Origin of the sequence: Allomuricauda ruestringensis DSM 13258, assembly GCF_000224085.1 — a bacterium.
GTDB classification, from domain to species: Bacteria; Bacteroidota; Bacteroidia; order Flavobacteriales; family Flavobacteriaceae; genus Flagellimonas; species Flagellimonas ruestringensis.
This window is the reverse complement of the sequence record NC_015945.1, coordinates 1,902,036-1,926,412: the sequence shown is the minus strand read 5'-3', so window position 1 is coordinate 1,926,412 and position 24,377 is coordinate 1,902,036. Positions and strand designations below refer to the sequence as shown.

At 36.3% G+C, this 24,377-nt stretch carries 18 protein-coding genes and 1 tRNA gene; 5 read left to right on the top strand and 14 right to left on the bottom strand.

The genetic code is table 11. The features are described 5' to 3' along the window. Positions 1-21 precede the first annotated feature (21 nt). The 9 genes from MURRU_RS08645 to MURRU_RS08605 form a co-directional block, all read right to left on the bottom strand. Positions 22-3,393: a type I restriction endonuclease subunit R gene (locus MURRU_RS08645; protein ID WP_245545028.1), complete on the bottom strand. Its 3,372-nt coding sequence runs from the start codon at positions 3,391-3,393 to the stop codon at positions 22-24. 127 nt (positions 3,394-3,520) lie between these two features. Beyond that, complete coding sequence (locus MURRU_RS08640) at positions 3,521-4,078, bottom strand: DUF1643 domain-containing protein (RefSeq protein WP_014033079.1); 558 nt, start codon at positions 4,076-4,078, stop codon at positions 3,521-3,523. Between the two features lie 15 nt (positions 4,079-4,093). Continuing rightward, positions 4,094-5,326 carry a DUF3825 domain-containing protein gene (locus MURRU_RS08635; protein WP_014033078.1) on the bottom strand — a complete coding sequence of 411 codons (1,233 nt, stop codon included), beginning with the start codon at positions 5,324-5,326 and terminating at the stop codon, positions 4,094-4,096. 137 nt (positions 5,327-5,463) lie between these two features. Next, a complete protein-coding gene (locus MURRU_RS08630; RefSeq protein WP_014033077.1) occupies positions 5,464-6,624 on the bottom strand; it encodes a restriction endonuclease subunit S in 1,161 nt (386 codons plus the stop codon). A gap of 1 nt (position 6,625) precedes the next feature. After that, positions 6,626-8,263, bottom strand: a complete 1,638-nt coding sequence (locus MURRU_RS08625; protein WP_014033076.1) for a type I restriction-modification system subunit M — start codon at positions 8,261-8,263, stop codon at positions 6,626-6,628. 3 nt (positions 8,264-8,266) lie between these two features. Beyond that, entirely contained in the window at positions 8,267-9,547 is a 1,281-nt protein-coding gene (locus MURRU_RS08620) for a DUF2130 domain-containing protein (RefSeq protein ID WP_014033075.1), read from the bottom strand. Between the two features lie 64 nt (positions 9,548-9,611). Then, on the bottom strand, positions 9,612-10,790 hold the full coding sequence (locus MURRU_RS08615; RefSeq protein WP_014033074.1) for a hypothetical protein: 1,179 nt from the start codon (positions 10,788-10,790) through the stop codon (positions 9,612-9,614). A 2-nt stretch (positions 10,791-10,792) separates the two neighbouring features. Beyond that, on the bottom strand, positions 10,793-13,288 hold the full coding sequence (locus MURRU_RS08610; protein ID WP_187289884.1) for an N-6 DNA methylase: 2,496 nt from the start codon (positions 13,286-13,288) through the stop codon (positions 10,793-10,795). 62 nt (positions 13,289-13,350) lie between these two features. Continuing rightward, positions 13,351-14,352 (bottom strand): helix-turn-helix transcriptional regulator, encoded by a 1,002-nt coding sequence (locus MURRU_RS08605; RefSeq protein WP_014033072.1) that lies wholly within the window; start codon positions 14,350-14,352, stop codon positions 13,351-13,353. 126 nt (positions 14,353-14,478) lie between these two features. Between MURRU_RS08605 and MURRU_RS08600 the strand changes: the two genes are divergently transcribed. Next, positions 14,479-15,633, top strand: a complete 1,155-nt coding sequence (locus tag MURRU_RS08600; protein ID WP_014033071.1) for a hypothetical protein — start codon at positions 14,479-14,481, stop codon at positions 15,631-15,633. 242 nt (positions 15,634-15,875) lie between these two features. Here MURRU_RS08600 and MURRU_RS08595 read toward each other — a convergent pair. Continuing rightward, positions 15,876-15,957: transfer RNA gene (locus MURRU_RS08595), tRNA-Leu, on the bottom strand. A gap of 172 nt (positions 15,958-16,129) precedes the next feature. Here MURRU_RS08595 and MURRU_RS08590 point away from each other — a divergent pair. Beyond that, the gene (locus tag MURRU_RS08590) at positions 16,130-17,518 is read left to right on the top strand and encodes a dipeptidase (RefSeq protein WP_014033070.1); all 1,389 of its coding nucleotides are present in this window, start codon (positions 16,130-16,132) and stop codon (positions 17,516-17,518) included. Here MURRU_RS08590 and MURRU_RS08585 read toward each other — a convergent pair. Then, positions 17,515-18,093 carry a PhnA domain-containing protein gene (locus tag MURRU_RS08585; protein WP_041801902.1) on the bottom strand — a complete coding sequence of 193 codons (579 nt, stop codon included), beginning with the start codon at positions 18,091-18,093 and terminating at the stop codon, positions 17,515-17,517. The two genes, MURRU_RS08590 and MURRU_RS08585, sit on opposite strands and share 4 nt — an antisense overlap. Before the next feature lie 136 nt (positions 18,094-18,229). On the opposite strand from MURRU_RS08585, the gene MURRU_RS08580 reads away from it, so the two are divergent. From MURRU_RS08580 to MURRU_RS08570, 3 genes are all read left to right on the top strand, one after another. Continuing rightward, positions 18,230-18,595, top strand: a complete 366-nt coding sequence (locus tag MURRU_RS08580; protein WP_014033068.1) for a BlaI/MecI/CopY family transcriptional regulator — start codon at positions 18,230-18,232, stop codon at positions 18,593-18,595. Positions 18,596-18,597: 2 nt separating this feature from the next. Continuing rightward, complete coding sequence (locus tag MURRU_RS17360; protein ID WP_014033067.1) at positions 18,598-20,640, top strand: M56 family metallopeptidase; 2,043 nt, start codon at positions 18,598-18,600, stop codon at positions 20,638-20,640. A gap of 103 nt (positions 20,641-20,743) precedes the next feature. After that, a complete protein-coding gene (locus tag MURRU_RS08570; RefSeq protein ID WP_014033066.1) occupies positions 20,744-21,844 on the top strand; it encodes a DUF4407 domain-containing protein in 1,101 nt (366 codons plus the stop codon). On the opposite strand, the gene MURRU_RS08565 is transcribed toward MURRU_RS08570, so the two are convergent. From MURRU_RS08565 to MURRU_RS08555, 3 genes are read right to left on the bottom strand one after another with little or no spacing between them, the layout of a single operon-like run. Beyond that, positions 21,841-23,610 carry a MutS-related protein gene (locus tag MURRU_RS08565; protein WP_014033065.1) on the bottom strand — a complete coding sequence of 590 codons (1,770 nt, stop codon included), beginning with the start codon at positions 23,608-23,610 and terminating at the stop codon, positions 21,841-21,843. The genes MURRU_RS08570 and MURRU_RS08565 overlap by 4 nt on opposite strands. Before the next feature lie 7 nt (positions 23,611-23,617). Continuing rightward, a complete protein-coding gene (locus MURRU_RS08560) occupies positions 23,618-23,977 on the bottom strand; it encodes an MmcQ/YjbR family DNA-binding protein (protein WP_014033064.1) in 360 nt (119 codons plus the stop codon). Next, complete coding sequence (locus tag MURRU_RS08555; RefSeq protein ID WP_014033063.1) at positions 23,974-24,375, bottom strand: Dabb family protein; 402 nt, start codon at positions 24,373-24,375, stop codon at positions 23,974-23,976. Before MURRU_RS08555 ends, MURRU_RS08560 begins: the two co-directional genes overlap by 4 nt. Between the last annotated feature and the right edge of the window lie 2 nt (positions 24,376-24,377).

Sequence of the window (24,377 nt, the reverse complement as noted above, 5' to 3'; positions counted from 1 at the left end):
ACTGCACTGAATCAAAAAGCCTTAATTTGCTTGATTGAAGTCTTTTACAATTTTAAATATAGTATCTGCCTGTTGCTCATTAAACACACCCTCAATACCTAAACTATGATAATTTTTAAATGGAGAGTCGTAAAGCTTACTTGGTTCTAATTTACCATTGGATGTTAAGAATTTCTTTATAGTTTCCAAAAACTCTATTTGAACAGAATTAAGTTTGTAATCATTAACAAATTGGGCGAAAGCAGAATCTACTTTCTCTTTACTTAAGCCAATTAAACCAACTATAAATGAAACCAGGTTTAGTTTGCCACCCAATTCTTTCTCCAAAGAATCCTTTTTAATTCCATTACTGAAAAGCAAATCTTCCAGAGCTGAAAGTTCTTTAATAGTTATGACTTTTCCCTTTCTAATTCTTTGGATTGTTATATGGTTTTCATTTTCCCTAATGAGTTGTTCCAATCTATAGACATTATTTTGAAAAGGCGATGTCATAGTAATAGCTGGCTCACTGACCATATCACTAACGACAATTTTGTCCTCCAAGATGACATCTTCAAAATCTGTGGTCACATAGCGTTGGTCTTCAGGATCAATATATTTTACTAATTCCCTAATTCCTTTCCTAAGTTTTTCTAAATGAACTATACCTTCAGTTTTCCAGAACCCTTCTTCCAATGGTAATTTAATCAGTGACTCTTTTTCTTTAACCGCAGGAATGGTTGTTTTCTTCAACAACTTTCTAGAAGTGGTAGTAACTTTTGAAATGGGGACTATAAAGCCATTGGTAAATTCTTCAACATTTGGAGTTTCAAGTCTCTTAATGATAAGTGAATAAAGCAATTTATCATAAAATCTTGATAAGTCTGAATCTCCTTTTCTGGGCTTCACCAATGGAGCCAATTCACTTTCAATTTTACTGACTTCTTGTTTGTTAAGGTGGCTCCATATTTCACGGTTGTTATTGCCAAACTCATTTACAACTTCCAGTTTCATTTTCACATCGAATCGATCAGGATTTAAATTTGAAATATCCTTATACAACCCATCTAATATTTCCATCCTATATGCTGTCAACTCTACCTCATCCTTAAATTGAGGACTCTTTAAATATTCTGCTAATTGTAACCGTAAACCAAAAACAATTTCAGACAAACTCTTTTGGGGACTCGCATCGACTCCTTCAGGATTTTGCTTGAAAAATTCAAAATTTTGGCATAAATCGAATATTAAAAAGTGAGTCTTATCCTTTCCAACTCCAAATAGATTTGGTCTTAATCTGGACCCCCTGCCAATCATCTGCCAAAATTTGGCATATGATTTAACGGGTTTATAAAACACCAAGTTTACACAACTGGGAGCATCAATTCCGGTATCCATCATATCTACAGATATAGCTATCTGTGGCAACCGGTCCATTTCCTCATCACAAAATCGATTAATAAACTCCTTTGCTTTTGGCTCACTGTGCGTAATAACTTTTACATATTCATTCCCGAATAACTCTTTGTCTAATTCTAAAAAAGTGTCTTTTAAAAATTGGGCGTGTTTTCTGTTTTTTGCAAAAAATATTGTCTTTCCCAATTCTTCCCCGCCACGTTTTTTAATTCCATTTTCCAAAATATAACGCAACGTTTTAATCGTCGTTGGTTTGTTAAAAAGCCATTGGTTCAGTTCAGTTGAAGAAACCCATTCGTTGCCTGTTGCTTCTTCTCCATCAAGTATTTCCCGTTCAAATTCTTCCTTTTCCTGATCTGACAACTCGTCATAACGAATACCTTCACGTAAAAACTTAGTAGGCAACTCTATTGATTTGTACGGCACCAAATGTTTATTGGATACAGCTTCTTCGAAAGTATAGGCATCAGTTGGCATTTTATCCGGCAAACCAAATACGGAATATGTATTTTTATCAATTCGATCAAAAGGCGTGGCCGTCAACCCAAGAAAGAGTGCATCAAAATACTCAAAAATGGCCTGATATTTCTTATAAATAGATCTATGTGCCTCGTCAATAATAACCAAATCAAAATGACCTACTCCATAGAATCGAGTCTCTTTTTCCTTTGAATTATCAATTAGCCCCATCATAGTGTTATAGGTACAAAACGCTATTCTAGCATCAGGGTTATCTTTTTCCTCCAAAAGATTTACACTGGCGTGTTGTGGCAAGAATTTTACAAAATTTCTCTTGGCCTGTTCAACCAAACTTATTCTATCCGCTAAAAATAATATACGCTTTGCCCAGTTGCACTCCAGTAGCAATTTTGAAAAAGCAATTGAAGTACGCGTCTTTCCTGTCCCTGTTGCCAACACTAATAAGGCACCGCGATTTGTTCCAATAAGCCCACCTCCTCTTTTATCATTGCCGGCAAAATGTTCCGCTATGCTTTTTATAGACCGTATCTGATAAAACCGTTCCACAATGTTAGTATCGATTGGTGCAGTACGAATATCTTTTCGGTGGGTTCTTCTGAACATGACTGTTTGTAGTTCAGCTTTTGTATAAAAACCAAATACCCTTCTCGATTGTTTATAAAACCCATCATCCCACAAATATGTTTCATACCCATTGGTGTAATACATAACCGGTCTACGTCCAAACATCTTTTCTAAGGAATCTGCATAGAGTTGGGCTTGATTCTCTCCTTTTGTAGCACTTACTAGGGTGCTCTTTGCTTCCACAAGAGCGAGTGGGAGACCATCATCATCCCAGAGTACGTAGTCCACTTTACCAGTTTTCGTTTTATTCGTACTTTCTGGCATATACTGAACCAAATACTCCTTATCATTTACGCCATCTAAATTCCAACCGGCTTCTCTAAGCGAGACGTCAATAAGGTATCTTCGAGTCTCTATTTCATTTCTTGGGTGTTGAACCTCATCTTGCTGGTTAGCTATTACCTTATTGGCCTCAATTTGCGACTGTAATGCCTCAATTTGCCTTTTGTAAAGCGCATTGCTCTGTATGAGTTCTTGTCTTTCTTTTTCTTTACGACTTAGTTCCTCCTTATTGACCGTTAATTTCTCTTCAAGTTCCTGCTCTAATTCTCTTGTCTGCTTTTTAGACAGAACATCACTGCCTTCCTTTGGTAACAAATGAAAATCAAAAATACCAATATGCGGAACCCCATTTTGACTATATGACTTAACAAACCACTTAGTAAAATAAAATAGAGCCTCAATTGCTTTGTGTGAATCAATATCACTCACAGCTTTTCCGTGAGTAGCCAAATTCCCAGCTTTTTTAATTATAAATAACTCTCCATACAGTTTGTGGTTAAATTGCTCCTTAAATGCATTTTGAACAAGAAGGTTATGAAGCGTAGTATCGTATTGAGGCTCAAGTTCCTCATCGTTGGCATACATCCATTGAACAGCTTCTTCCAATGCCATACGAGCATATATTAAGGAAGTACGAGGGTCGGTTATTGTAAAACTCTCAGCCCTAGAGGCTCTCTCAAACAATATTTTGAATTCATCTCTTAGAAACTGGAAATTTGAAGCCATGGTTAAAAGATACTTAGTTTTGTTTTAACTTCTTTATGTAGGAGTCAATTTCGAATGGATGAAATTCTATTTTATCAATTGGGCCAACGTACCGATTGACACTTTGTTTAGAAGGATGATAAGGGTGCCCGGTTCCTGTTAATTTAATACAGTAAATGTTTAAATTTAAGTCACGAATTTTACTTAATACATGAAGTGCTTCTTCTTTTAGATAGTGTCTGAGATTTATATTATTACCCCATGCCAGCCATACTGAACCTATACTCCAATCATTATCTTTAAGAAATTGGTTTAGGAAATGCCGGTTTTGTTCCAGCATTTTTATTTTTGGCTCTAATCCTAATAAATAAGGGTATTGTGTCCGTTGAGGTGAAAGATTAAAAAGCAACCATCCATCAAACCCATTTACAGCTGTAATTTTTTCGATATTATCGGAAGTTCCATCATGTTTGTGAACATTGGCCGTGCTGGGGTTCAATGCCACAACCAATAAGTTATTCTTACCCTTTTTGCCCAAATAGTATCTAAAGTTTGGATTGTTTTCTGGTAAGCTTATAAATTTTGCCTTCATAGAAAGACTATTACATTATGGATTTAACCATTCTCTGTCAGGTTTAGCGAGTAAACGAGCATTATTATAAGCTTGATCCAGCGTTAACACTGTATGAGCCTTGTATACATACTCTTCTTTATTTACAACTAGAGCTAAATCAGCCTCAGACTTTGAAACTAAGCATAACGGCATCAAAAACTGAATCTTACCATCATAATAATGAGGGATTGCAGTTTTATAATTTCTTTTTATTCTTCTTAGAGCTAATTCAATACCTTTTTTAATAGTATCTAAAAACTTTTCATCGTTAAGCTCTCTAATCTCCGAAGGAAATCTACTTCTCCTAGAAATTATATGTTCCCTATCAATAATTATTTCACCACCATTTAGCGAATAATCATAAATAAGTTCTGTTATTTCCGCTTCCGAAAAATAAGTTGCGATTTCTGGTGATTTAGGTAGATACTTACGAAAATGGGACTGATCTGTATTGAATTCTAGAAAACGATATTGCGGTTCTTTTATTTTCCATTTTCTATCAGAATCTATAACATCTAACTTCTGAAAATATGCATAAACATCATCTTGAAACTTGGTCGCCAAACCTGTGTTAAATATTGCATATTCTTTTCCTACAGAAGATTTACCAAGGACCAACTTGTCCTGTGATTCTATTCTATTAAATGTATGATTAATATAACTATAAAGCACAGGATCATACCCTGTTCTATTCTTAATGTAATCCCAATCTTCTTCTTGAGCCACTACCTTTAATTGAGATAGAGATTCATAAAAATTATCAAATTCAGCAAACTTTTCTAGACTTGACCTGTTATCCACTACCACTACTTCTAGAGCTTCAAGCCCTTTATCATTTTCACTACCCGTAAAAATGACCGGGTCACCTTTACTCACTCTTATATAACGATTTTCAGACCCTACTAATTTAGAGTGGTGAAAGAAGAAATTTTTATCTGTGTTAGCACATATAATTCTACCATAACCTTTATCGTATTCATCGACAAAACCTACATTTCTTTTACTAAGATCTAACCTTATATTTTCAGCAACCATTCTATCTGTATGTGTAGTCGAAGGTTTAGTTACAAAAGTTAAAGGTTCATCTTCGTATTTATTGCATGATATTAAATCTTGCAATTCGCCTTCTACATTAGATATGTGAAAAAAACACTCTTCTTCTGGCTTTTCGGTGTAAAGCCAGCCATAACCCTTTTGGTTATTATAAAATTTAATTTTGCCCGTCATATTTAAGGTTTTTAAACTGTGAACTGCAAACCTAAAGTTTAAGTGTGCAGTGAATTTGCAGAATTATTGTTAGCTAGGGGGGAGTTATAAGGATTAAAAATTATGGAAATTTTATTATTATCCAAAATAATTGAACTTCAAACCAACTGTCCTTTAAATGCTTTTTGTAATAGACAATTAAATAAATCTTCAGTTTCCTTTAGCTCTTGTTTTGCAAGTGCCTTTTGTTGCTCTATTAAAATTAACTTGTCCATAAACTGATTTTGTAAATTAATAGGTGGATAAATAAAAGGAAACTGTTTAAAGCTTTTCATCGGCGGAAAATTTGGTATTCCTGCACCTCTATCTGCCCCAAAATACTTATTTCGAAAATTTTCCTGGGTAAAATGAAAAACAAAAAATTCCTTTGACATCTTATTTTCGTCCAATGTCAATTTTAACAACGCCTGGTTAATAATACCTTTTTTAGCATTATTTGGAACAATTGCCAGTTTACCTAAATACACACCTGAACAACTTATAATTATATCTCCCGGCTTAACTTCAAAAGACTCCAATCTTTTAAAATCCTTTTCGGTTATATAATATCTCTCAAAATTAAAGTCATTGTTTAGAGCATGATATTGCTCATATACCAGATAACCTTCTTCAACAAAAATTTCTTTTTTCAATGCTCCACCGAATGGGCCGCGCTTAATTGACCCTTTAACTGGCAAGACAAGCTCTTCTATGGTTTTTGTTTCCCAACCTATAGGATTAATCACTGGATCTCCAAACATATCCAGAAAAATAGATTGTGCAAGTTGATCATACTCTGATAATAGTTGTCGGGTTTTATCATGTAAAGTTGCGGCATCATCTAATATTTGAGCAATACGCTTTTGCATTTTTAGAGTCAATTTAGGTAATTCTATTTCTCTAATTTTCTTAACAGAAAGATGCTTAACCGTAACAAAAGGTGTTTTGTCCTCAATGTGTTTTAAAGATTTTGGAACTAAATATTTTACAAAGTCTTTATCCACTTTATCTTCTCTAGGAGTAATTTTGCAAACTCGTTGATTAAGAATAGCTTTTCCTCCTTGCCACTCTATTAAATTGAATGCTCCATCCATTCCAATTAACAAGTCTCCATTAGAGATTAAATACTCATCTTTGTAATCTCCATCATAATAAGTTGAAACGCTATTAGAAGTAATGTCTCTAATTCGAATTATAGGGATACCTATACCCTCAGTATTGAATAGTTTGGATTTAAAAGCATATCCAGAAAGTATATCAACACAATTTTCTAATTTCATCTTAATTAATTTTAGAAAGTTGTTTTAATATTTCACTTCTCTCGCTGTTTAGTTTTTTAATTCTTTCTAAAATCACTTCAGGCAAATCATAATCTACTTCTTCATAAACAATTTTTTTGTATCGATTTATTGATAAATCCCAATCATTATCATCTATTTCTTTAACCTGGACCAAGAAACTTTGACTTGAGCGATCAGAAAAATTATGCGAGCATGTACCATCCAAAAAATTGTCGGAGCCAAGGTTTCCCGGAATGTCTTTCACATTTAAAAGACCGCCGTTACTATCGTGCATTTTACCAAAGTAATCGCTTTTTAAATAGCGGTAATGGTCGAGAACCTGTGGTAGATTAAAGTTATCGTGAGCTTGTGCTAGTTGTGCTAATTTTTCGGGTGTTAAGTCTTTGGCAAATGCAAACTCGTTAAAAATGCTTTCGTCTACAATAAGGTTACGTTTTTGATCTAGGCTTTTTCCATCAGCTTTCATATCGTAAAACCACACCATATCGGTACCTCCATTGTCAGTTTTGGTAAATAGTAAGATTGCAGTACTTACCCCAGAATAAGGTTGAAACACACCACTGGGCAAGGAAATCACACCATCTAATTTATGATTCTTTACAATTTCACTACGGATACTTTTAAAGGCTTTACCGCTACCAAAAAGCACGCCATCTGGTACAATAACCGCAGCACGACCACCTTTTTTAAGTTGGCGTAACATCAAAGCTAAAAAGAGTAACTCTGTTTTCGTTGTTTTAGTCACATTACTCAAACTTGGCGCGATACTTTCTTTATCTATTGTCCCTTTAAAGGGTGGATTGGCCAAAATAAGGGTATAGGCATCACTAACCGTATTATCTTTACTTACAGCATCTACATCAACAATATTAGGCTCTTCAACGCCATGTAAAAAAAGATTCATACTAGCAATACGCAGCATAGTAGCATCAAACTCGGTACCATTAAACATACGCTTATTTATATGCTCACTATGTTTGTCTAAATCAGTTATTCTGTAATGCTTATCTATGTATTCTTTAGCAGCCACCAGAAAGCCAGCAGTACCGGTAGATGGATCACATATAACGTCATCAAGAGATGGTTGCATCATTTCTACCATAAGTTTGATAATGTGGCGAGGTGTACGAAATTGTCCGGCTGTTCCACCACCTTCCAACTTAGACAATAAGTACTCATAAATATCTCCTTTTATGTCCTGATTCGACATATCCAAACGTTCTAACTTTTCCATAACCTGGTCTAACGTACTGGCTTTATTAATACCGAAAGAAGCATCTTTCATATATGTACTGAACAAGCTTTTTTCGCCACCCAAACTTCTAATGAACGGAAAAATACCATCCACCGAATTATTGAAAATTGCATGGCGTTGAGTCACATCCATTTCTTTTAGATTTTTCCAACGGAAATCCTGTTGGTTAGGACCAAAAATGGGTGTGTACGTTTTGCTTAAACGTTTTGCCATACGCTCATTTCGCGTTTCAGTTTCGTCTAAATCCTTAATGAAAATCAAATAGGTTAACTGCTCTACTATTGTAATTGTATTAGTAACGCCACCTGACCAGAAGGTGTTCCATATTTGGTCTATTTGGGATTTTATTTCTCCGGTTATCATATACTACTGGTTGTTTAAGTTGTCGAATTTTTGTTTCATCGTTGGGTTGTTATAGGTGAGTTTTTTAATGGTCAATTCCTCCGCTTTATCATTAGCCAAACGTAAGTTTCTCTCAGATGAAGTGAGTGCATCTTTAATTTTATTTAGATGCGATATACTTTTATCAATCTCTTTTATAGCTTCTCCAAATTGTCTTTTGGCTAAATCGTAATTTCTTGCAAAACCTGTTTTGAAAGTTTCAATTTTTTCTTCAAAATTGGTAATGTCAATATTTTGGTTTCTAACGGTATTCAATTCCGCTTTATACGCTAGGGACTTCATTCCGGCATTTCGTAATAGGGTAATCATTGGAATGAAAAACTGAGGACGAATAACGTACATTTTTTCATATTTATAGGAGACATCAACGATACCTGTATTATAAAACTCATTGTCTGCCTCCAATAAAGAAACTAGTACAGCATATTCACATCCTTTATCATTTCTGTCCTTATCCAGTTTCGCAAAAAAATCTTCGTTCTTTTTTTTAGTGGATGTCTGATCATTTTCATTTTTCATTTCAAACATAATGGACACAATTTCATTGCCATCATGGTCAGTTTCTTTAAAAATGTAATCCCCTTTTGACCCAGCAGAAGCATCATTATCTTTTTCGAAGTATGCGCTTTGAAAAGCTGTAGCTCTAAGTTTGTTAAACTCAATTTCGCAATGCTGTTCCAGTGTTTCACCCAACATCTTTGTGGAAAGTTTTTGCTTATAATCTTTTAAACGCTCTATTTCTTCGTCACGATATTTAATAATCTGTTCTTTTGACTCAAGCTCTCTTTTAAAATCTGCTTGAAGTGATTTTTCCAGATTTTCCTTTTCGGAATCTTTAAGTTTTAAATCATTTTTGAGTTGATCCCGTTCTTTTTCAATAGATTTCAGCGCTTCAGAGACCTCCAATTTTTTCTGGGTTTCGGCATTCTCCAATTGAGATTGTAAATCTCTGATCTTATCCTCCTTTTTAGTTACTTCTAAAACTAGTTCTTCCTTGCTTTTTAGCTTTAGGTCACTAATTTCTTGATTTTTCTGAGCCAACAATTCTTGGTATTCACCTTTAATTTTAGACTCTGTTAATTCAATAGCAGACTGCTTTTCCTTTTCTGCTATTTCTAACCGCTTCACTATTTCATCCTGAAATTGTTGGTCTCGTACTTGCTTAACAATATCCGTATATACAGAATCATCAACCTTAAACACTTCTTTACAATTTGGGCACTTAACTTCTGCGTTTTTGCTCATGACAACTTGTTTTTTATGATTTGAAGCAAATTTAAGGGATGGTAGTGCGGGATAATTGCACAAACTAAACCTTGGAGATACCATTTGCAATTGATGAATTTCTAATCCAGAATTTGATTTTGTCACCAACTTTTAAATTAAGTTTGGCCATCTCATCTTTAGGAACACCAACACTAAAACCGTTTTTGAGTTCTATTTGACCCCAACCATTTGGAGCAATGGAAGCTATCTCCTCAAATTGATATTTATTTCCATATTCATCGAAATCAAATTCTTGCCAGAAAGATTTGTTTCTCACTTGATCATCGTTTGCTTTTGCATAACCATGAAACCATAATAAAACATCTATTAATTGAAAAGTCAATGAGTACAACAAGTTAGGTGTATTGACAGTTCTCCTTAAATTCTGAACATCGATATTTTTTTTTATATCAACATTGACATCATGAGATGCAGCTCCTGTTGTATGAATAATGTTTTTTACGTGGTTTGCAATTACTTTTGGAAAGTGAGTTTCAGAACACCTGATGCCTAAATGTTTTGTGTCCAAGCCTGATAAAAAAAGACATGACTCCGTAAGATTCACTTGTCTTCCTTTAACCTTCACGCATCTATCGTGTAGCAAGCCAATTTCATTGGCTTTTCGAAACATTTGTTCCAATATTATTCTTAATTGAGTAAAATACAGTTGATCCTCAAAATCACTTTTCAAACCTTTCAAGCCTTTGAAAACCGAAATAAAAGTATCCCTAGATGAATCAGGATAACTTTCCAACAAATTGAAGAGATTTTGATTGTCATGTTTGATTTGTAAATCTATTTGCCTATCAGCCTCAGCTTTTATATTCTGTAAAAGCTCCTTAACATCTTCAAGCTTTTTTTTGTTATAACATCTAAGGTTATTAGCTTCTAAAATATCATTTTGTGCTTCAACAAAAGTTGGTTGGCCTGATAAAACAAAAAAGGGGAACAACTTTCTATTTTTTAATTGATTAATCCTTGCTATAGAAGTCCCCAAACCTTTCTTACTAACGGTTTCTGAATTTTCATGTTCAAAAAACAAAGCGTCCAATAGGATTGCATCATAATGGTTAACATTTGCTTCAAGTTCACGAAATCCTTCAATAGGATTTCGAAATCCTTTTAATATAATACCAGAATCCTCAGCAAGGATTAAAAAAGGCTCCATATCAGGATGATCATGCTCATCATCCAGCCACAACACATTGTATACTTTATTCATAATTAAATTATTGGAAGGATGAAAGATACAACCGTACAATATTCAGAATCCGGAATATTTGAAATTATATTTAAGGCGTTTTTACCTGAATTTAAGGTTTTAAGTATCTCATTAACTTCATATCCGCCTAATCCATTATTACCCGTGCTTCCAGCAGCAAAGTTTTTTCGGACATAATCTTCAAGTTTAAAGTCCTTAGGAAAAGACTTCCCTGTGTTTGAAACACGAACTTCCACATAAGACTTTTTATCATCAATATCATAATTTAGAATTGAAGCTTCTTTTGCATTACCTGTAAATGGTAAAATCTCAATATTGATTTTATGTGCAATATCATTTTCATTGAATGCATGGTTTTTAGCATTATCGAGTAAATTCAATAGCAATATTCTTAGTTTCTGTATATTCCCATTTATTATTACTTGATTCGACATTTGATTCTTAATGTCTTCATGAATGTCTAGTTCAAGACTAATATTGGTTTTTAAACTTTTCTTTTCGTCCTTAACAAAGGAAGATAGGAATTTCAGAAAATGTATTGGTTCGAGTTCAAAATTTGAAACACTTACCATTGAAGTATTTCTATCTGCAAGTTCTTGGATATACTTTACGTTTTTGGAAATGGATTCAAAAGCATCGGACAATGTAAATTCCCTACTTTGAGATAAGTAGTGTTTCTCCCATTTAGGGTCAATCTTAGTAAGTGCATTCTTAATAATTTCCAAAGATGACCCGATACTAAGTAATGGTTTACCTAAAATATGACTCAAAGAAGTTGAGCTTTCTGTTTCCACTTTTTTGATTCCAGTCAACAAAGATTCTTTCTCTGACTCAATTTTTTTCAATCTCTCTGAAAGCTCGATTATGCCGCTAACTTTAGCAACTTGTTCTTTCATATCAGGTATTCTGAACACAATATTTTTTAAATCTTTTGTTCGTAGCATTGGTTGTACCGAACCAACTCTATAGCTGTCGACTTGATTTTCTACGTATTCAGATGAAAACTCATTTATTAAATAAATAGGATGAACAATATCTTCATTTAATTTTAAAGCTGTGATATTCTGGGAAATCGCAATTGACTCTCCGGTAAACTTGAAATAGGTTGGTTTAAGAGTATTCCATTTGTTTGCAATCAGCAGACATGATTCGCTTATGATTCTAAATGTACCGCGTTTAACGATTTTTGAATCCAATTCAATACTTCTCAATACACTGTCAAATACATCATCTTTTAAATCACGTATCTGAACTTGTTTAAATGACTCATTCATAGGAGCCCTTGTTCCTCTTATTATTTGCGCAAAAGATGTTAATTTAGAACCTACAAGATCTTCTAAGAAATACCTACTAACAGAAAGATCAAAATCATTTTCATAAATTTCTTTAATGCTAACATATCTAAGAAATTCGGTTTCTACATCGTCTTTAATGAGCATTAAAAGGTCTTTGTACTTTAAAGTTTTGGTTTTTGGATTATCCTTATAATAAAAGCTTGAACCATCTATCATTTTAACAAAACCAGGTCTTTTAATATGGTTTTTGAATACGATGACACAAATAGGAATAACTGTATTAGACAAGAGCCCGGAGGGTAAAGTTATAATTGTATCAATTAAATTTTTATCAACAAGACGTTTTTTAAGTTTACCCTCTGCACCTCCACTAAAAAGAAATGATAATGGGAAAACAACAATCAATTGACCATTATTGCTATACCTTAATGTCTCCATTCCTTTTTCTACAAGGAAACCTTCAATAGTTCTATGGTTAGTATAAATGGAATTATGAGACTGGTGCTTCTTTAGCTGTAACCTCATTGGCGGACTGGCAACTATTAAATCAAAATCTTGAAAGTCATTCCAATTTTCTATAGAGTCTGCAAGAGAATACCTATGTGTGAAGCAATTCAAGTGGGCTTTTAACCTAAGCTGTCCAATCGCCCAAGTATTTGGATTAATTTCTTGACCGTAATACATATGACCCTCTTCAAGATAAACTCCAAATGAAGCAAAACCAGCAAAGGGGTTGTATACATTTGAAAACTTAGGTAAATCAGCCAACCCAATAATGAGTTTACTTATTTCCTCTGGATTAATGGATACATTGGAATATTTTCTATCAAAATCAATTATTTTATTTAAAACAAATTCAAAGACTTCTTTGAAATTGTCAATTAGTTGTTCGAGGTCAATACCATTTATTATGTGAAGTATTTCTTCTATCTGCCTTTCATGAAGACTTTCAAATAATGGGTGAAATATTTTCTGTATATCTCTATAAAATAAATTTTCATCTTCATTTTTAAGGTTGAAGCTCCAATCGGAATAATTTCTAGGCGAAAAATTAAGCACACCATCCTTATAAGCAGATAAAATATAAAGTAACAAATATAGGTTCGTGTTAGAACGTGTATTTCTTATCACACTTGCACACTGCCAAATGTGGTTTCCAATCCGACCTATTAATTCTTTTCTTGAATAATCACTCTTATTCATTTGCATTGTTTCAATATGAGATTTACAAAAGTAGATTGATTTTATGCAATATAATCGCACAATTAATGCGAATAATATTTGTTCATTGTTTTAGAATGCAATCTTATTTGTTCTTTTAATTCCTTTGGTTCCAAAACTTCAACATCTTGCCCAAACGATAATAATTGTTGGACCAGTTCTAGGTTTATTATTGATTCAAACCAAACCTGATCCTCTTTCTCTTCTTCAAAAAATTCATCATAATCCGGTATAAATGGTTTTGTCTTAAAATAATCTTCTCTTCCATTATAGAAACGCAGAACAACTTTTTGAGGTACTTGATCTTGTTGCCTTCTAATACCGACCATGGTTCTAAAATAAGCGTCCCAATCAGTATTGGATTCAATATACTTTTTATCATCCAAGATTTCAAAATCAACTAGTCTGTCATCCAATGGGATACTCCAATTTGAAACATTCTTTGTTTTATTTAATCCATAAACAAACCATCTCCTATTATACTGTTTTAAAATATGTGGATGAAATTCAAAATTTTCAAAAGAATCCGCCATGAACCCATGAAATTTGATTCCAAGCACTTGTTTCTTTTTAATAGCAAAATACATTGGCTTTAAAAAGTTTATTCCTTTATATTCATCATTATGGTCATAAAATAATATTTGCGCTGACTGACTTTCTTGCTGGTATTCCTCATCTTGAAACTTTATTAAGGCCTCAGCTAATTTATCATACTTGGGATGATTCTCAAATCGCTCTAACAACTGTTGAGCTGCATCTATTAAATATTGTTCGTACTCTAATAGAGGTTTATTTGAAATAGAGAAATTAGGATCGGAATATTTAAGTATTCGAGCCTTTTCTGGCAAGGGTGCACCAAAACCATTTTTTTTGTCTCTGAAAATCTTTAAATCTTCTCTTAAGGTTCGAATAGAAATATTTTCATTCAAAAGAGTTTCTAATTTATTATTCACTACATCCAGAAGTTCATCAAAACTATATGACCTTTTACGGAAGCATTCATCTAATATATTGTATCGTAAATGGGCATGTTTGCTATTGGACATAACAGCAGAGTTTTAAGTTTTTGGTAATATATGATAAATAATGCAATGTATTTGCACAGTTAATTTTAGAAATGAAAATTGTATTGATTTACCTTATTCAGATGTATCAAGATTAAAATATCAACCATGGAAATCAAAACAATAACGAGAAAAGAACTTTATGAACTGGTATGGACGACCCCATTGACACAGTTGGCCAAACAATATAACATTTCGGACAACGGCCTGAGAAAAATTTGCATCAAACATGAAATACCGCTTCCCAAGGCCGGACACTGGTCAAAGGTGAAATTTGGCAAAAAAGTTACCAAAGCTCCCTTGATGAAAACAGAGAAAAAACTAAATGACATCAAACTTTACGAGAGGATAGGGAAAAATGATAAAAAAGCACATTTCAATAGCAAGTATAGTGCCTTGAAAAACGAAATTGTTAACGATCCCTCCCTACCCCTTTCCGTTCCAACAAAAGTGTACAAACCCGACATTCTCGTGCAAAAGGCAAAATCCGACCTAGCTACTTCAAACTATCAACCCAACCATCAATATCAAGATATAATCCATACAACCAAAGGAAATTTAAACATTGAAGTTTCAAAAAAGATGGTTCCTAGGGCACTAAGGTTTATGAATGCCCTGATCAAATTGCTTAGGAAAAGAGGTCATGACATTGAAATAGATGGGTATAGTACCTATGCCGTTGTGTTTGACGAAAAAATCAACATACGCTGTCGCGAAAAATCAAAACGAGTCATGGTCAAAAGTGATAGGTGGACAAATTATGAATACCACGCAAGCGATATTTTAACATTAAAGATGGAAGCAGATTACATCTTGAGAAAAGATTGGGCAGACAGTAAAAATGAACTTTTGGAGGAACAACTCGCCAAAATACTGACCAAACTGGAGTTGACGGCCAAGCAATTGAAAAAAGAACGAATCGAAAGGGAGGAATGGCACAAAAAATTTCAGGAAGAACAAAAAATCAAGCAAGAACTTCAAGACCGGAAGGACAAAGAACTACAATCCCTAAAATCGCTTTTCAAGGACATGAAAAGACATGAGATGACCGTAAGGCTGAGAAGTTATGTCCAAGAATTCAAAAGCCACAAGGAATCCAAGGGTGAGCTGACAGAGGATTTATTGCTTTGGTTGGAATGGGCCAATGAAAAGATCGAATGGTTCGATCCTATGATCGAAAGGGAAGTTCCTTTGTTGGAAGATATCGAACGAAATTCCTTTGTGGAAACCGAAACAAAAAGGTCAAGTCTGTTTTATCCCTGAACCAACTATAAAGAAAAGTTTCTAGAAAAATAAATTGCCTTGGTCAAAGTAGATCATCAAAATCAACTAAAAGAAGATAAAGAAAAGAGCTAAAATTAAATTTGACGCCCTTTGAATTAGTATGAAAAAAGATCTAGTGTCGGCAGTAAAAAAGGGCCGATGTTTTACCTATGTTGTACCAATACAAAAAAAGCCCCTCAAAATTGAGGAGCTTTTAACGTAAGTTTCAGAAAACTTAAAAGTGCGGGTAAAGGGAGTCGAACCCCCACGCCTTGCGGCACCAGATCCTAAGTCTGGCGTGTCTACCAATTCCACCATACCCGCATTTAACAATATTTTAAGAGCTTGGACTTGACTAGATCCTAAGTCTAGCGTGTCTACCAATTCCACCACACCCGCGAAATGGAGTGCAAATATAAATCAATTTTCCGATTTGCAAATGCACTCCCTTTAAAAACTTGTTTTTTGTACTTTTAGGGTCCTTTTTAATTCTTATATGAAAGACATACATAATTACATCAGTACCAACAAGGACAGATTTATCAACGAGTTGATCGACCTCTTAAAAATCCCCTCCATTAGTGCCGATAAAGCATATTCCCAAGATGTTTTGGAAGCGGCAAAAGCCGTGAAAAAGTCATTGGACGAAGCAGGTTGCGAAAACACCGAAATTTGCGAAACCAATGGCTATCCCGTGGTGTATGGTGACAAAATCATAGACCCAAACCTGCCAACGGTATTGGTTTACGGCCATTACGATGTGCAACCCCCAGATCCCATGAACTTGTGGGACTCTCCACCTTTTGAACCTGTGATCAAGAAAACAGAATTACATCCCGATGGTGCCATATTTGCCCGCGGGGCCTGTGATGACAAAGGCCAGTTTTTTATGCACGTAAAGGCGGTGGAGTTTATGATCAAAAACAATACTTTGCCCTGCAACGTAAAGTTCATGATTGAAGGTGAGGAAGAAGTAGGCAGTGATAATTTGGAAGATTTCCTAAAGGAAAACGGTGAAAAATTCAAAAACGATATCATCCTGATCTCCGATACAGGAATGATTTCCAACGATACTCCATCCATAACAACAGGCCTACGCGGACTTAGTTATGTGGAAGTGGAAGTGACCGGAGCGAACAGGGACTTGCATTCGGGAATTTACGGTGGTGCCGCTCCGAACCCCATCAATGCTTTGGCAAAAATGATTGCCGCTTTGCACGATGAAAACAACCACATCACCATACCCGGTTTTTATGACAAGGTTGAGATCATATCCGATGAAGAGCGGGCAGAAATGGCCAAAGCCCCATTTGATTTGGAAGCTTATAAAAAATCCTTGGATATTGGTGATGTACATGGTGAAAAGGGATATTCCACAGGCGAACGTTTTGGAATACGACCAACCTTGGATGTGAACGGTATTTGGGGCGGTTACACAGGCGAAGGTGCAAAAACCGTAATTGCCAGTAAAGCCTACGCCAAAATTTCCATGCGATTGGTGCCCAATCAAGATTGGCACGAGATCACCAATCTGTTCACCAAGCATTTCAAATCCCTAGCGCCTAAGAGCGTAAAAGTAAAGGTTACACCACATCATGGAGGTCAGGCTTATGTTACCCCAATTGATAGTATTGGCTACCAAGCTGCTTCCAAGGCCATGGAAACAACCTTTGGAAAAACTCCTGTGCCACAACGAACCGGGGGAAGTATTCCGATCGTGGCCCTTTTTGAGAACGTTTTTGATAGCAAAACCATTCTGTTAGGCTTCGGCTTGGACAGCGATGCCATTCACTCCCCTAACGAACATTTTGGGGTTTGGAACTTTTTAAAGGGCATTGAGACCATCCCTTACTTTTATAAATATTATACGGAGATGAAGGCTTAAATCTTTTTCACATATTTGGTGATGATCACAATTTGTTGACCATCTACCTTGCCTTCAATATATTCGGCATTTTCGTGATCCAGGGAAATCCGTCGCACGGCGGTTCCCTGTTTTGCGACCATGCTGGAACCCTTCACTTTTAGGTCTTTTACCAGCACAACGCTATCACCATTCTCCAAAATATTACCGTTCACATCCCTATGGATGATTTTTTCGCTTTCTTCTTCTCCTTCACCCGTAGCTTTGGCCCACTCCAATGTTTCATTTTCCAAATACATCATGTCCAAAAGATCTTGGGGCCATCCTTCGGATTTTAACCGATTCAGCATGCGCCAAGCCACAACTTTAACCGCATCGTGCTCGCTCCACATGCTATCGTTCAAACAACGCCAATGATTGGAATCAATGGTATCAGGGTCTTCTAGCTGACCAATGCAGATGGAACACCCTAAAAGACTACCGTCCATACCACCTGTGGAAACCGGAGGAACTTCATACACCTGTAAGTTTTCTGTTGACCCGCATAGTTCGCAGGTATTTCCGCTTCTGTTTTGTAAGTCCTCTAATAATCCCATGATATTCAAATTTGACGGCAAACTTAACATTTTAGGATATCATATTAACTTCTTATCAGCACAAAAAATGTTCTACACTTGTAGAATTACATTTTTTGTTCTATGTTTGTAGAGCAATAATTGTAAAATATTGAAAATGCAGTTGTCAAAATCCGAAGAGGAGTTAATGAACATTGTTTGGAAATTGAAAAAGGCCTTTATGAAAGACCTATTGGGTGCCTACCCAGAACCCAAACCCGCCACTACCACCGTAGCAACGCTTTTAAAACGTATGACGGACAAAGGTTTTCTGGCATACAACAGTATTGGAAGAAGCAGGGAGTACTATCCTTTGGTAAAGAAGAAGGATTATTTTTCCAAGCATGTGAACGGGCTCATAAAAAACTTCTTTAACGACAGTGCAAGTCAGTTTGCTTCCTTCTTTGCCAAAGAGACCAACTTGAGCAAAACCGAGTTGGAAGAATTGAAAAAATTGATAGACAACGAAATAAAAAAGAAGTAATTATGTTGGTCTTTCTATTAAAATCCACTGCATGCCTCGCCATTTTTCTGGTATTCTACAAACTTTTGCTGGAAAGGGAAAGCATTCACCATTTTAAACGGTTTTTTCTTTTGGGGACCCTTATCACCTCTTTTATAATTCCAAATATGGTCTTCACGGATTATGTTGATGCGATTGAGCCAACCACCAACTCAATTTCTCCGATCACAGATCATATTTCCGATTACGTTATCGTGGAACCTATTCCGCAAGCATCAATTTTTGATTGGCAACTTTTGTTGTGGGTTATCTATGTATTGGGTGTTGTTGGGTTCGGACTCCGCTTTATTGCTAATCTTTTGCGAATAGGTTTACGCATCAAAAAACACCCCAAGTTCAAGGAGAATTTCGTCACTAAGGTCCTTTTACGACAATCACTTCCACCCCATACTTTTTTCAACTATATTTTTTTGAACCAACAACAATTTGAGAAAAAAAACATTCCACAGGAAGTACTTTTACATGAGGAAACCCATGCCAAGCAACGGCATAGTCTGGATATTCTAATTGTTGAACTGGCCCAAGTGTTATTTTGGTTCAACCCCATTATCTACCTATTTAAATCATCCATTAAGCTGAACCATGAATTTTTGGCGGATAGGGCCGTTATCGACAAGAACAACGATCGTTCGCATTATCAAAACACTATTCTATTATACTTATCACACAATAGTTTTAATACACATCAGTCGACCGGCATTGCAAATGCCATTAATTATTCATCAATCAAAAAACGTTTTACAGTCATGAAAACAAACACATCAAAAAAATCATTTGTATTGAGAAGCCTATTGCTTCTACCCCTAACGGCCCTATTGCTATTTGGATTTACAGAAACGCGTCAAATTGAAAGGGAAAGTTCTTTTGATCAAATCATTAGAATGAACCTTCTTGATAACGGCAATGTACGATTGGAAAATGAGAGTTTTCATTTTAATGAAATCCCGAAAATTCTAAAGCAAGACTACCTGAAAATACATGATGCCAAAAAAATCAAGGTTGCAATCAACGCTATTCAACCAGTACATTACAACACCATAACCAATTTATCCAAGGAAATAAGAACGACAGGCATTAATTTAGTTGAAGTGTTTGCCCATGAGGTTATTATGGAAGAGAGCCAGTTCAAAGAAAATGTTCCGATCACACCAAGCACAACACTTTTGAATGCAAAGCAAATGACAGTGGTTGGAACGGACAAGGGTCAAGAAGAATTTGCTGCGTCTTCTCCAACGTCCTTGCCTCAAAATGCTGCCCAAAAAACCATCAACCCAATCAATATAAAAATCAATAAGAATGGTCAGATATTGTTTCAGAAAGATTTGGTGCCCTTAAATGATTTAAAAGAAACCCTTTTAAAAACAAACGACCATCTCTCTTTTGATGAGCGTAAAAAAACACTGCGCTCGGTAATAGAGGTTGACAAAAACACACCAAAAAACATTATTGATCGGGTAGATCAAATTCTCGCCGAGTATGGCTCTGCCACCATTAATATTGTTGGTCCAAAAATGATTTATCAGAGTAGTGCTACCCGAGAAGAAATGAAAGAGTACAATACCCTGGCCAAAAAGTACAATGATATGGACCGAAACCATATGGTGATCAAAAAGAAAGAGGTTATGCGATTAAAAAACATTTATGGCAAAATGTCCAAAAAGCAACGGGCAGATGCAGAACCCTTTCCTGATTTTCCAAAGCCACCTCCAGCCCCACCGGCTCCGGGAACTGCAAAACCTCCAATGCCTCCTTCAGCCATTACAAACATAAAAGAAACAAAACCTTTGGCGCCCCCTATGCCCCCTGCACCAAAATCACCTTTGGAGCACATCAAGGAAATGGCGGACAAGGGAGCTACTTTTATGTTCAACGGCAAGGAAATAACCGCTAAAAAAGCAATCCAAGTCATTAGAAACAATGACAAAATAAACATAGACACCAGGGGTTCCAAGGATAAAAAGCCAATAGTAAAACTATCGGTAAATCCAATTGAAATAGAAAACTAGCCCCTACTCCATACAATGTTAAAAGCCCCTTAATTGGGGCTTTTTATGTAACAAATCCACCTAAACTGCGTTCTAATAATCTATCAATCAAAGAGAACACACTATGTTACAACGCTTTTTTATCTTCTGCTCAGGAGCGGATACCGAAATTTTAGACACTTGTTCCAATGGGGAACGCAACAAATATGCAGGCATTGGTGCCACCGTATTCTTTACCGCTGTAATGGCTTTTATCGCTTCCGGATATGCCCTTTACACCGTTTTCGACAATATCTACACCGCCATTTTCTTTGGTTTGATTTGGGGCTTGCTCATATTCAATTTGGACAGATACATCGTTTCCACCATTAAAAAGAGGGACAATTTTAAAGGCGAATTGCTCCAAGCCGCACCACGGATTGTTTTGGCATTGATCATTGCCGTAGTGATTTCCAAACCTTTGGAGATGAAGATTTTTGAAAAGGAAATCAACCAAGTGCTCTTGGAAGAGAAAAATGCCATGACCTTGGACAACAAGGAACAATTGGCGCTCCAATACACCCCAAAGATTGAAAGCCTTAATCAAGACATTGCCAACCTGAAAGGTGAAGTAGCGACCAAAGAGACAGAAACCAACGCCCTTTACGACACTTACATCTCCGAGGCTGAAGGCACCGCTGGTACAGGTTTGTTGGGAAAAGGCCCAGTTTATGAGGAAAAACGTGAAAAGCACGACGCAGCACTCGCTGAGCTCAATGCCTTAAAAGAAACGAATGGAGACAAAATTGAAAACATCGAAGCACAAATAGCAGCTTTGCAATCCGATTACAACATTGCCGTTGCCGATTCCCAACCCATTATTGATGGGTTTGATGGATTGATGGCCCGCATCAATGCATTGGGTAAATTACCCTGGTTTCCATCCTTTTTTATCTTTTTGTTGTTTTTGGCCATTGAAACGGCTCCTATTATTGCCAAGTTATTGGCTCCTAAAGGTGAGTACGATTACAAGTTTGAAGAACAGGAAAGTGTCGTCGCTACCTGGGTGACCCAAAAAGTGGAACAGCGTAAATTATTGTTGTCCACCGATGGGGAAATCAACCAGCAAATCTATACCGATATCAAAAACGAGGAAGAGCTATACCGCTACAAAAAGCAAAAAGCAGAGGAATTGCTTCGCTTGCAAGCCGATAGTTTTCATAATGTACAGGTAAAAGGACTTTAATCTACAATACCCATATTTTTTAATAGGAAAGATGCATTCATGTTTTGGCAAACGCCTTCTTTGAACCTGTAATCGAAGAACAGTTCTCCGTTTACAATTTGGGCGTCAAAATAGCGGTTTTCCACCTCTGGAAGTTGGTCTGCGAGGGTACACAAGCTTAAATCGTGCGTGGCCACCATTCCCGTGGACCCATTCCGTACTAAACGCTCCACAAATTTTTTGGAGCCTTCGGCTTTGTCCACGCTGTTGGTACCCTTCAAAATCTCATCCAAGACCACAAAACAATCATCTTTTTCCAATTCTTCAACAATATATTTTAGACGTTTGAGCTCTGCATAAAAATAGGAGGTCTCATCCGCCAAAGAATCCGAAGAACGCATACTGGTCAATAAACGAACTGGAGCATATTTTACATCTTTTCCTAAAACCGGCAAACCCATGTTAGCCATCACTATTTGCAAAGCAATGGCTCGCAAAAAAGTACTTTTCCCCGCCATATTGGCCCCTGTGACGATACAAAAACGCCCTTTTCCGATTTCAAAATCGTTCAAAACGTTCTTTTCGGGGTCTACCAAGGGGTGCCCCACTTCTTTTGCTTTCAACACCGTTTCACCTTGCACTAAATTTGGATAGGTATGATCAGGATGGTTAAAAGCATAAGTTCCCAATGTGATGTACGCATCAAATTGAGCAATGGCGGAAAACCAACTTTCCACCTCCGTACCGTATTTTGCTATCCAAGATTCAACTTGATAGGCATAAAATAGACTGTACAACCCCAGACCTTGACCAAAAAATGACACGATCAAGTTGAATTGTTGTTCCAACATGGTCATACTTTGGGAGAAGCGTTTCAATATTTTTGATGTCTTCTCGCCCTTGACCACTAATTTTTTTTGAAGTTCCTGTAGCAATTCCGAGTTTAAAGTGTGTTCCTCCAGTTCGGAAATCAATCGTTGGTGCTGCTGAATAGTTTCCTGTGCCTCTGATACCTTGGTGGTAAATCCAACAATATTCTTGGCATATCGACCAACGACACCCACACCCAAAAAGTACCAAAACAAGACCAAACTTTCTGGCACTATGCCCATAGCAGCCAAAGTGATTGCCAAAATGGACAACAAAGCAAAAATCGGAGGGACAACTCCCGCCCATTTGGGCATAAAGGATTTGTGGTTTTTCATCCAATCGGATACTACCTCAGGCGATATTTTGGGTTGGGTTTCCCCGGCCAGTGCCGAAAAATGTTGTCGCCACTCGGGCAACTTGACCAACTCTTGAATGGCCTCTTGTTTTTTAGCTATATCCTTTGGATATCCATCCAACAAAAGATTCGAAAACACTTCTCGCCCCTGCTGTAATGTGGTTCGGTTTGCATACTGATAGAACGAACCTCTTCCAAAAAGATCAAGATCCTGTGCGTATGGATGGCCAAGTTCCAAAAACTCGCTCCCATCGGGAAAATCGTGGAAACGACGATTCAAAATTTGCAATTCCTTATTGTTGATATCAATAAGTCTTTCCAAATACTTTTTATGACGTTTTACATTACTGAATCTCACTACCAAATAAAGGAATGATACAATCAAAAGGGGCAATACCACAACTAATACGGTAGTGTCCCAAAATAAGTAGATCGTAAACCAAATCGTCACAAAAATCGTGAGTCGAAGCGTTGCTAAAAGAGATAGTTTTTTCTTCTCACGCTGTTGCTCAGTTTGATAGGCACTCTTTTGATTGGTATAAAACTCCTTTAATTTCGTCATCTAAAAATCAATCCAACGATTTAAGCTCCTGCCGTAGTTTCTTTGTAAGACTTTCCACAACCAAATTATACGAATGATCTATAAGGTCTTTGATCAATTGGGGAGGGAGTTGTTCCAAAAACAAGGTGTTCCAATGGGTTTTGCTCATGTGATAGCCCGGTGTAATGTTTCCGTCATATTCTTCACGGAGTTCCTCTGCTCTTTCCGGGTCGCACTTTAGGTTGCACTGCGCAGGAAGACGTTCCAAGGGAACCAAGGCAAACATTTTGCCCATTACCTTGAACACCAAAGTGCTTTCATCAAACGGAAATTCTTCAGTTACCCCTTTCTTGGATACGCAAAGCTCCCTAAGTTCCTCTACATTCATTGCTCGATTCCCTGCGAGTCGTAAACAATTACCTTTTCCCAGAGGTCCTCGCACTCTTCAATAAACACCATATGTGGTGGCTCTTCCTGGTAAGCAGCCTGATCTTCTGCCGATTCAAAGGATAGAATCAAAGAATAGGTGAAAGAATCATCTACCACATCGCGAATCGCCTTTGGTGGTTTACCTATAAATTTGGTTTTGGCATACTTGGATTTGTTCAAAAACTTGGTCAAGGATGCTTCAAAAGTGGCTCTGTCGGCTTGGTTATCTGGGTTTTTAAACCAGAAATAAACCACATGTGCAAACGTGTGGTCAAAAGTAGTTTTGTCGGATTCTTGTGCGTTGCTCATAACTGATATTGTTCCTACAAGAAGTAGGGTCAAAATTTTGGTTTTCATAT

Coding starts and splice junctions, on each gene's coding strand:
- MURRU_RS08600 (WP_014033071.1), top strand. CDS start 14,479: ATGGAAATCAAAACAATAACGAGAAAAGAACTTTATGAACTGGTATGG.
- MURRU_RS08560 (WP_014033064.1), bottom strand. CDS start 23,977: ATGAATGTAGAGGAACTTAGGGAGCTTTGCGTATCCAAGAAAGGGGTA.
- MURRU_RS08610 (WP_187289884.1), bottom strand. CDS start 13,288: ATGAATAAGAGTGATTATTCAAGAAAAGAATTAATAGGTCGGATTGGA.
- MURRU_RS08640 (WP_014033079.1), bottom strand. CDS start 4,078: ATGAAGGCAAAATTTATAAGCTTACCAGAAAACAATCCAAACTTTAGA.
- MURRU_RS08555 (WP_014033063.1), bottom strand. CDS start 24,375: ATGAAAACCAAAATTTTGACCCTACTTCTTGTAGGAACAATATCAGTT.
- MURRU_RS08580 (WP_014033068.1), top strand. CDS start 18,230: ATGCAGTTGTCAAAATCCGAAGAGGAGTTAATGAACATTGTTTGGAAA.
- MURRU_RS08585 (WP_041801902.1), bottom strand. CDS start 18,093: ATGGGATTATTAGAGGACTTACAAAACAGAAGCGGAAATACCTGCGAA.
- MURRU_RS08590 (WP_014033070.1), top strand. CDS start 16,130: ATGAAAGACATACATAATTACATCAGTACCAACAAGGACAGATTTATC.
- MURRU_RS08645 (WP_245545028.1), bottom strand. CDS start 3,393: ATGGCATTGGAAGAAGCTGTTCAATGGATGTATGCCAACGATGAGGAA.
- MURRU_RS08565 (WP_014033065.1), bottom strand. CDS start 23,610: ATGACGAAATTAAAGGAGTTTTATACCAATCAAAAGAGTGCCTATCAA.
- MURRU_RS08615 (WP_014033074.1), bottom strand. CDS start 10,790: ATGAATAAAGTATACAATGTGTTGTGGCTGGATGATGAGCATGATCAT.
- MURRU_RS08620 (WP_014033075.1), bottom strand. CDS start 9,547: ATGAGCAAAAACGCAGAAGTTAAGTGCCCAAATTGTAAAGAAGTGTTT.
- MURRU_RS08625 (WP_014033076.1), bottom strand. CDS start 8,263: ATGATAACCGGAGAAATAAAATCCCAAATAGACCAAATATGGAACACC.
- MURRU_RS08605 (WP_014033072.1), bottom strand. CDS start 14,352: ATGTCCAATAGCAAACATGCCCATTTACGATACAATATATTAGATGAA.
- MURRU_RS08630 (WP_014033077.1), bottom strand. CDS start 6,624: ATGAAATTAGAAAATTGTGTTGATATACTTTCTGGATATGCTTTTAAA.
- MURRU_RS08635 (WP_014033078.1), bottom strand. CDS start 5,326: ATGACGGGCAAAATTAAATTTTATAATAACCAAAAGGGTTATGGCTGG.
- MURRU_RS08570 (WP_014033066.1), top strand. CDS start 20,744: ATGTTACAACGCTTTTTTATCTTCTGCTCAGGAGCGGATACCGAAATT.
- MURRU_RS17360 (WP_014033067.1), top strand. CDS start 18,598: ATGTTGGTCTTTCTATTAAAATCCACTGCATGCCTCGCCATTTTTCTG.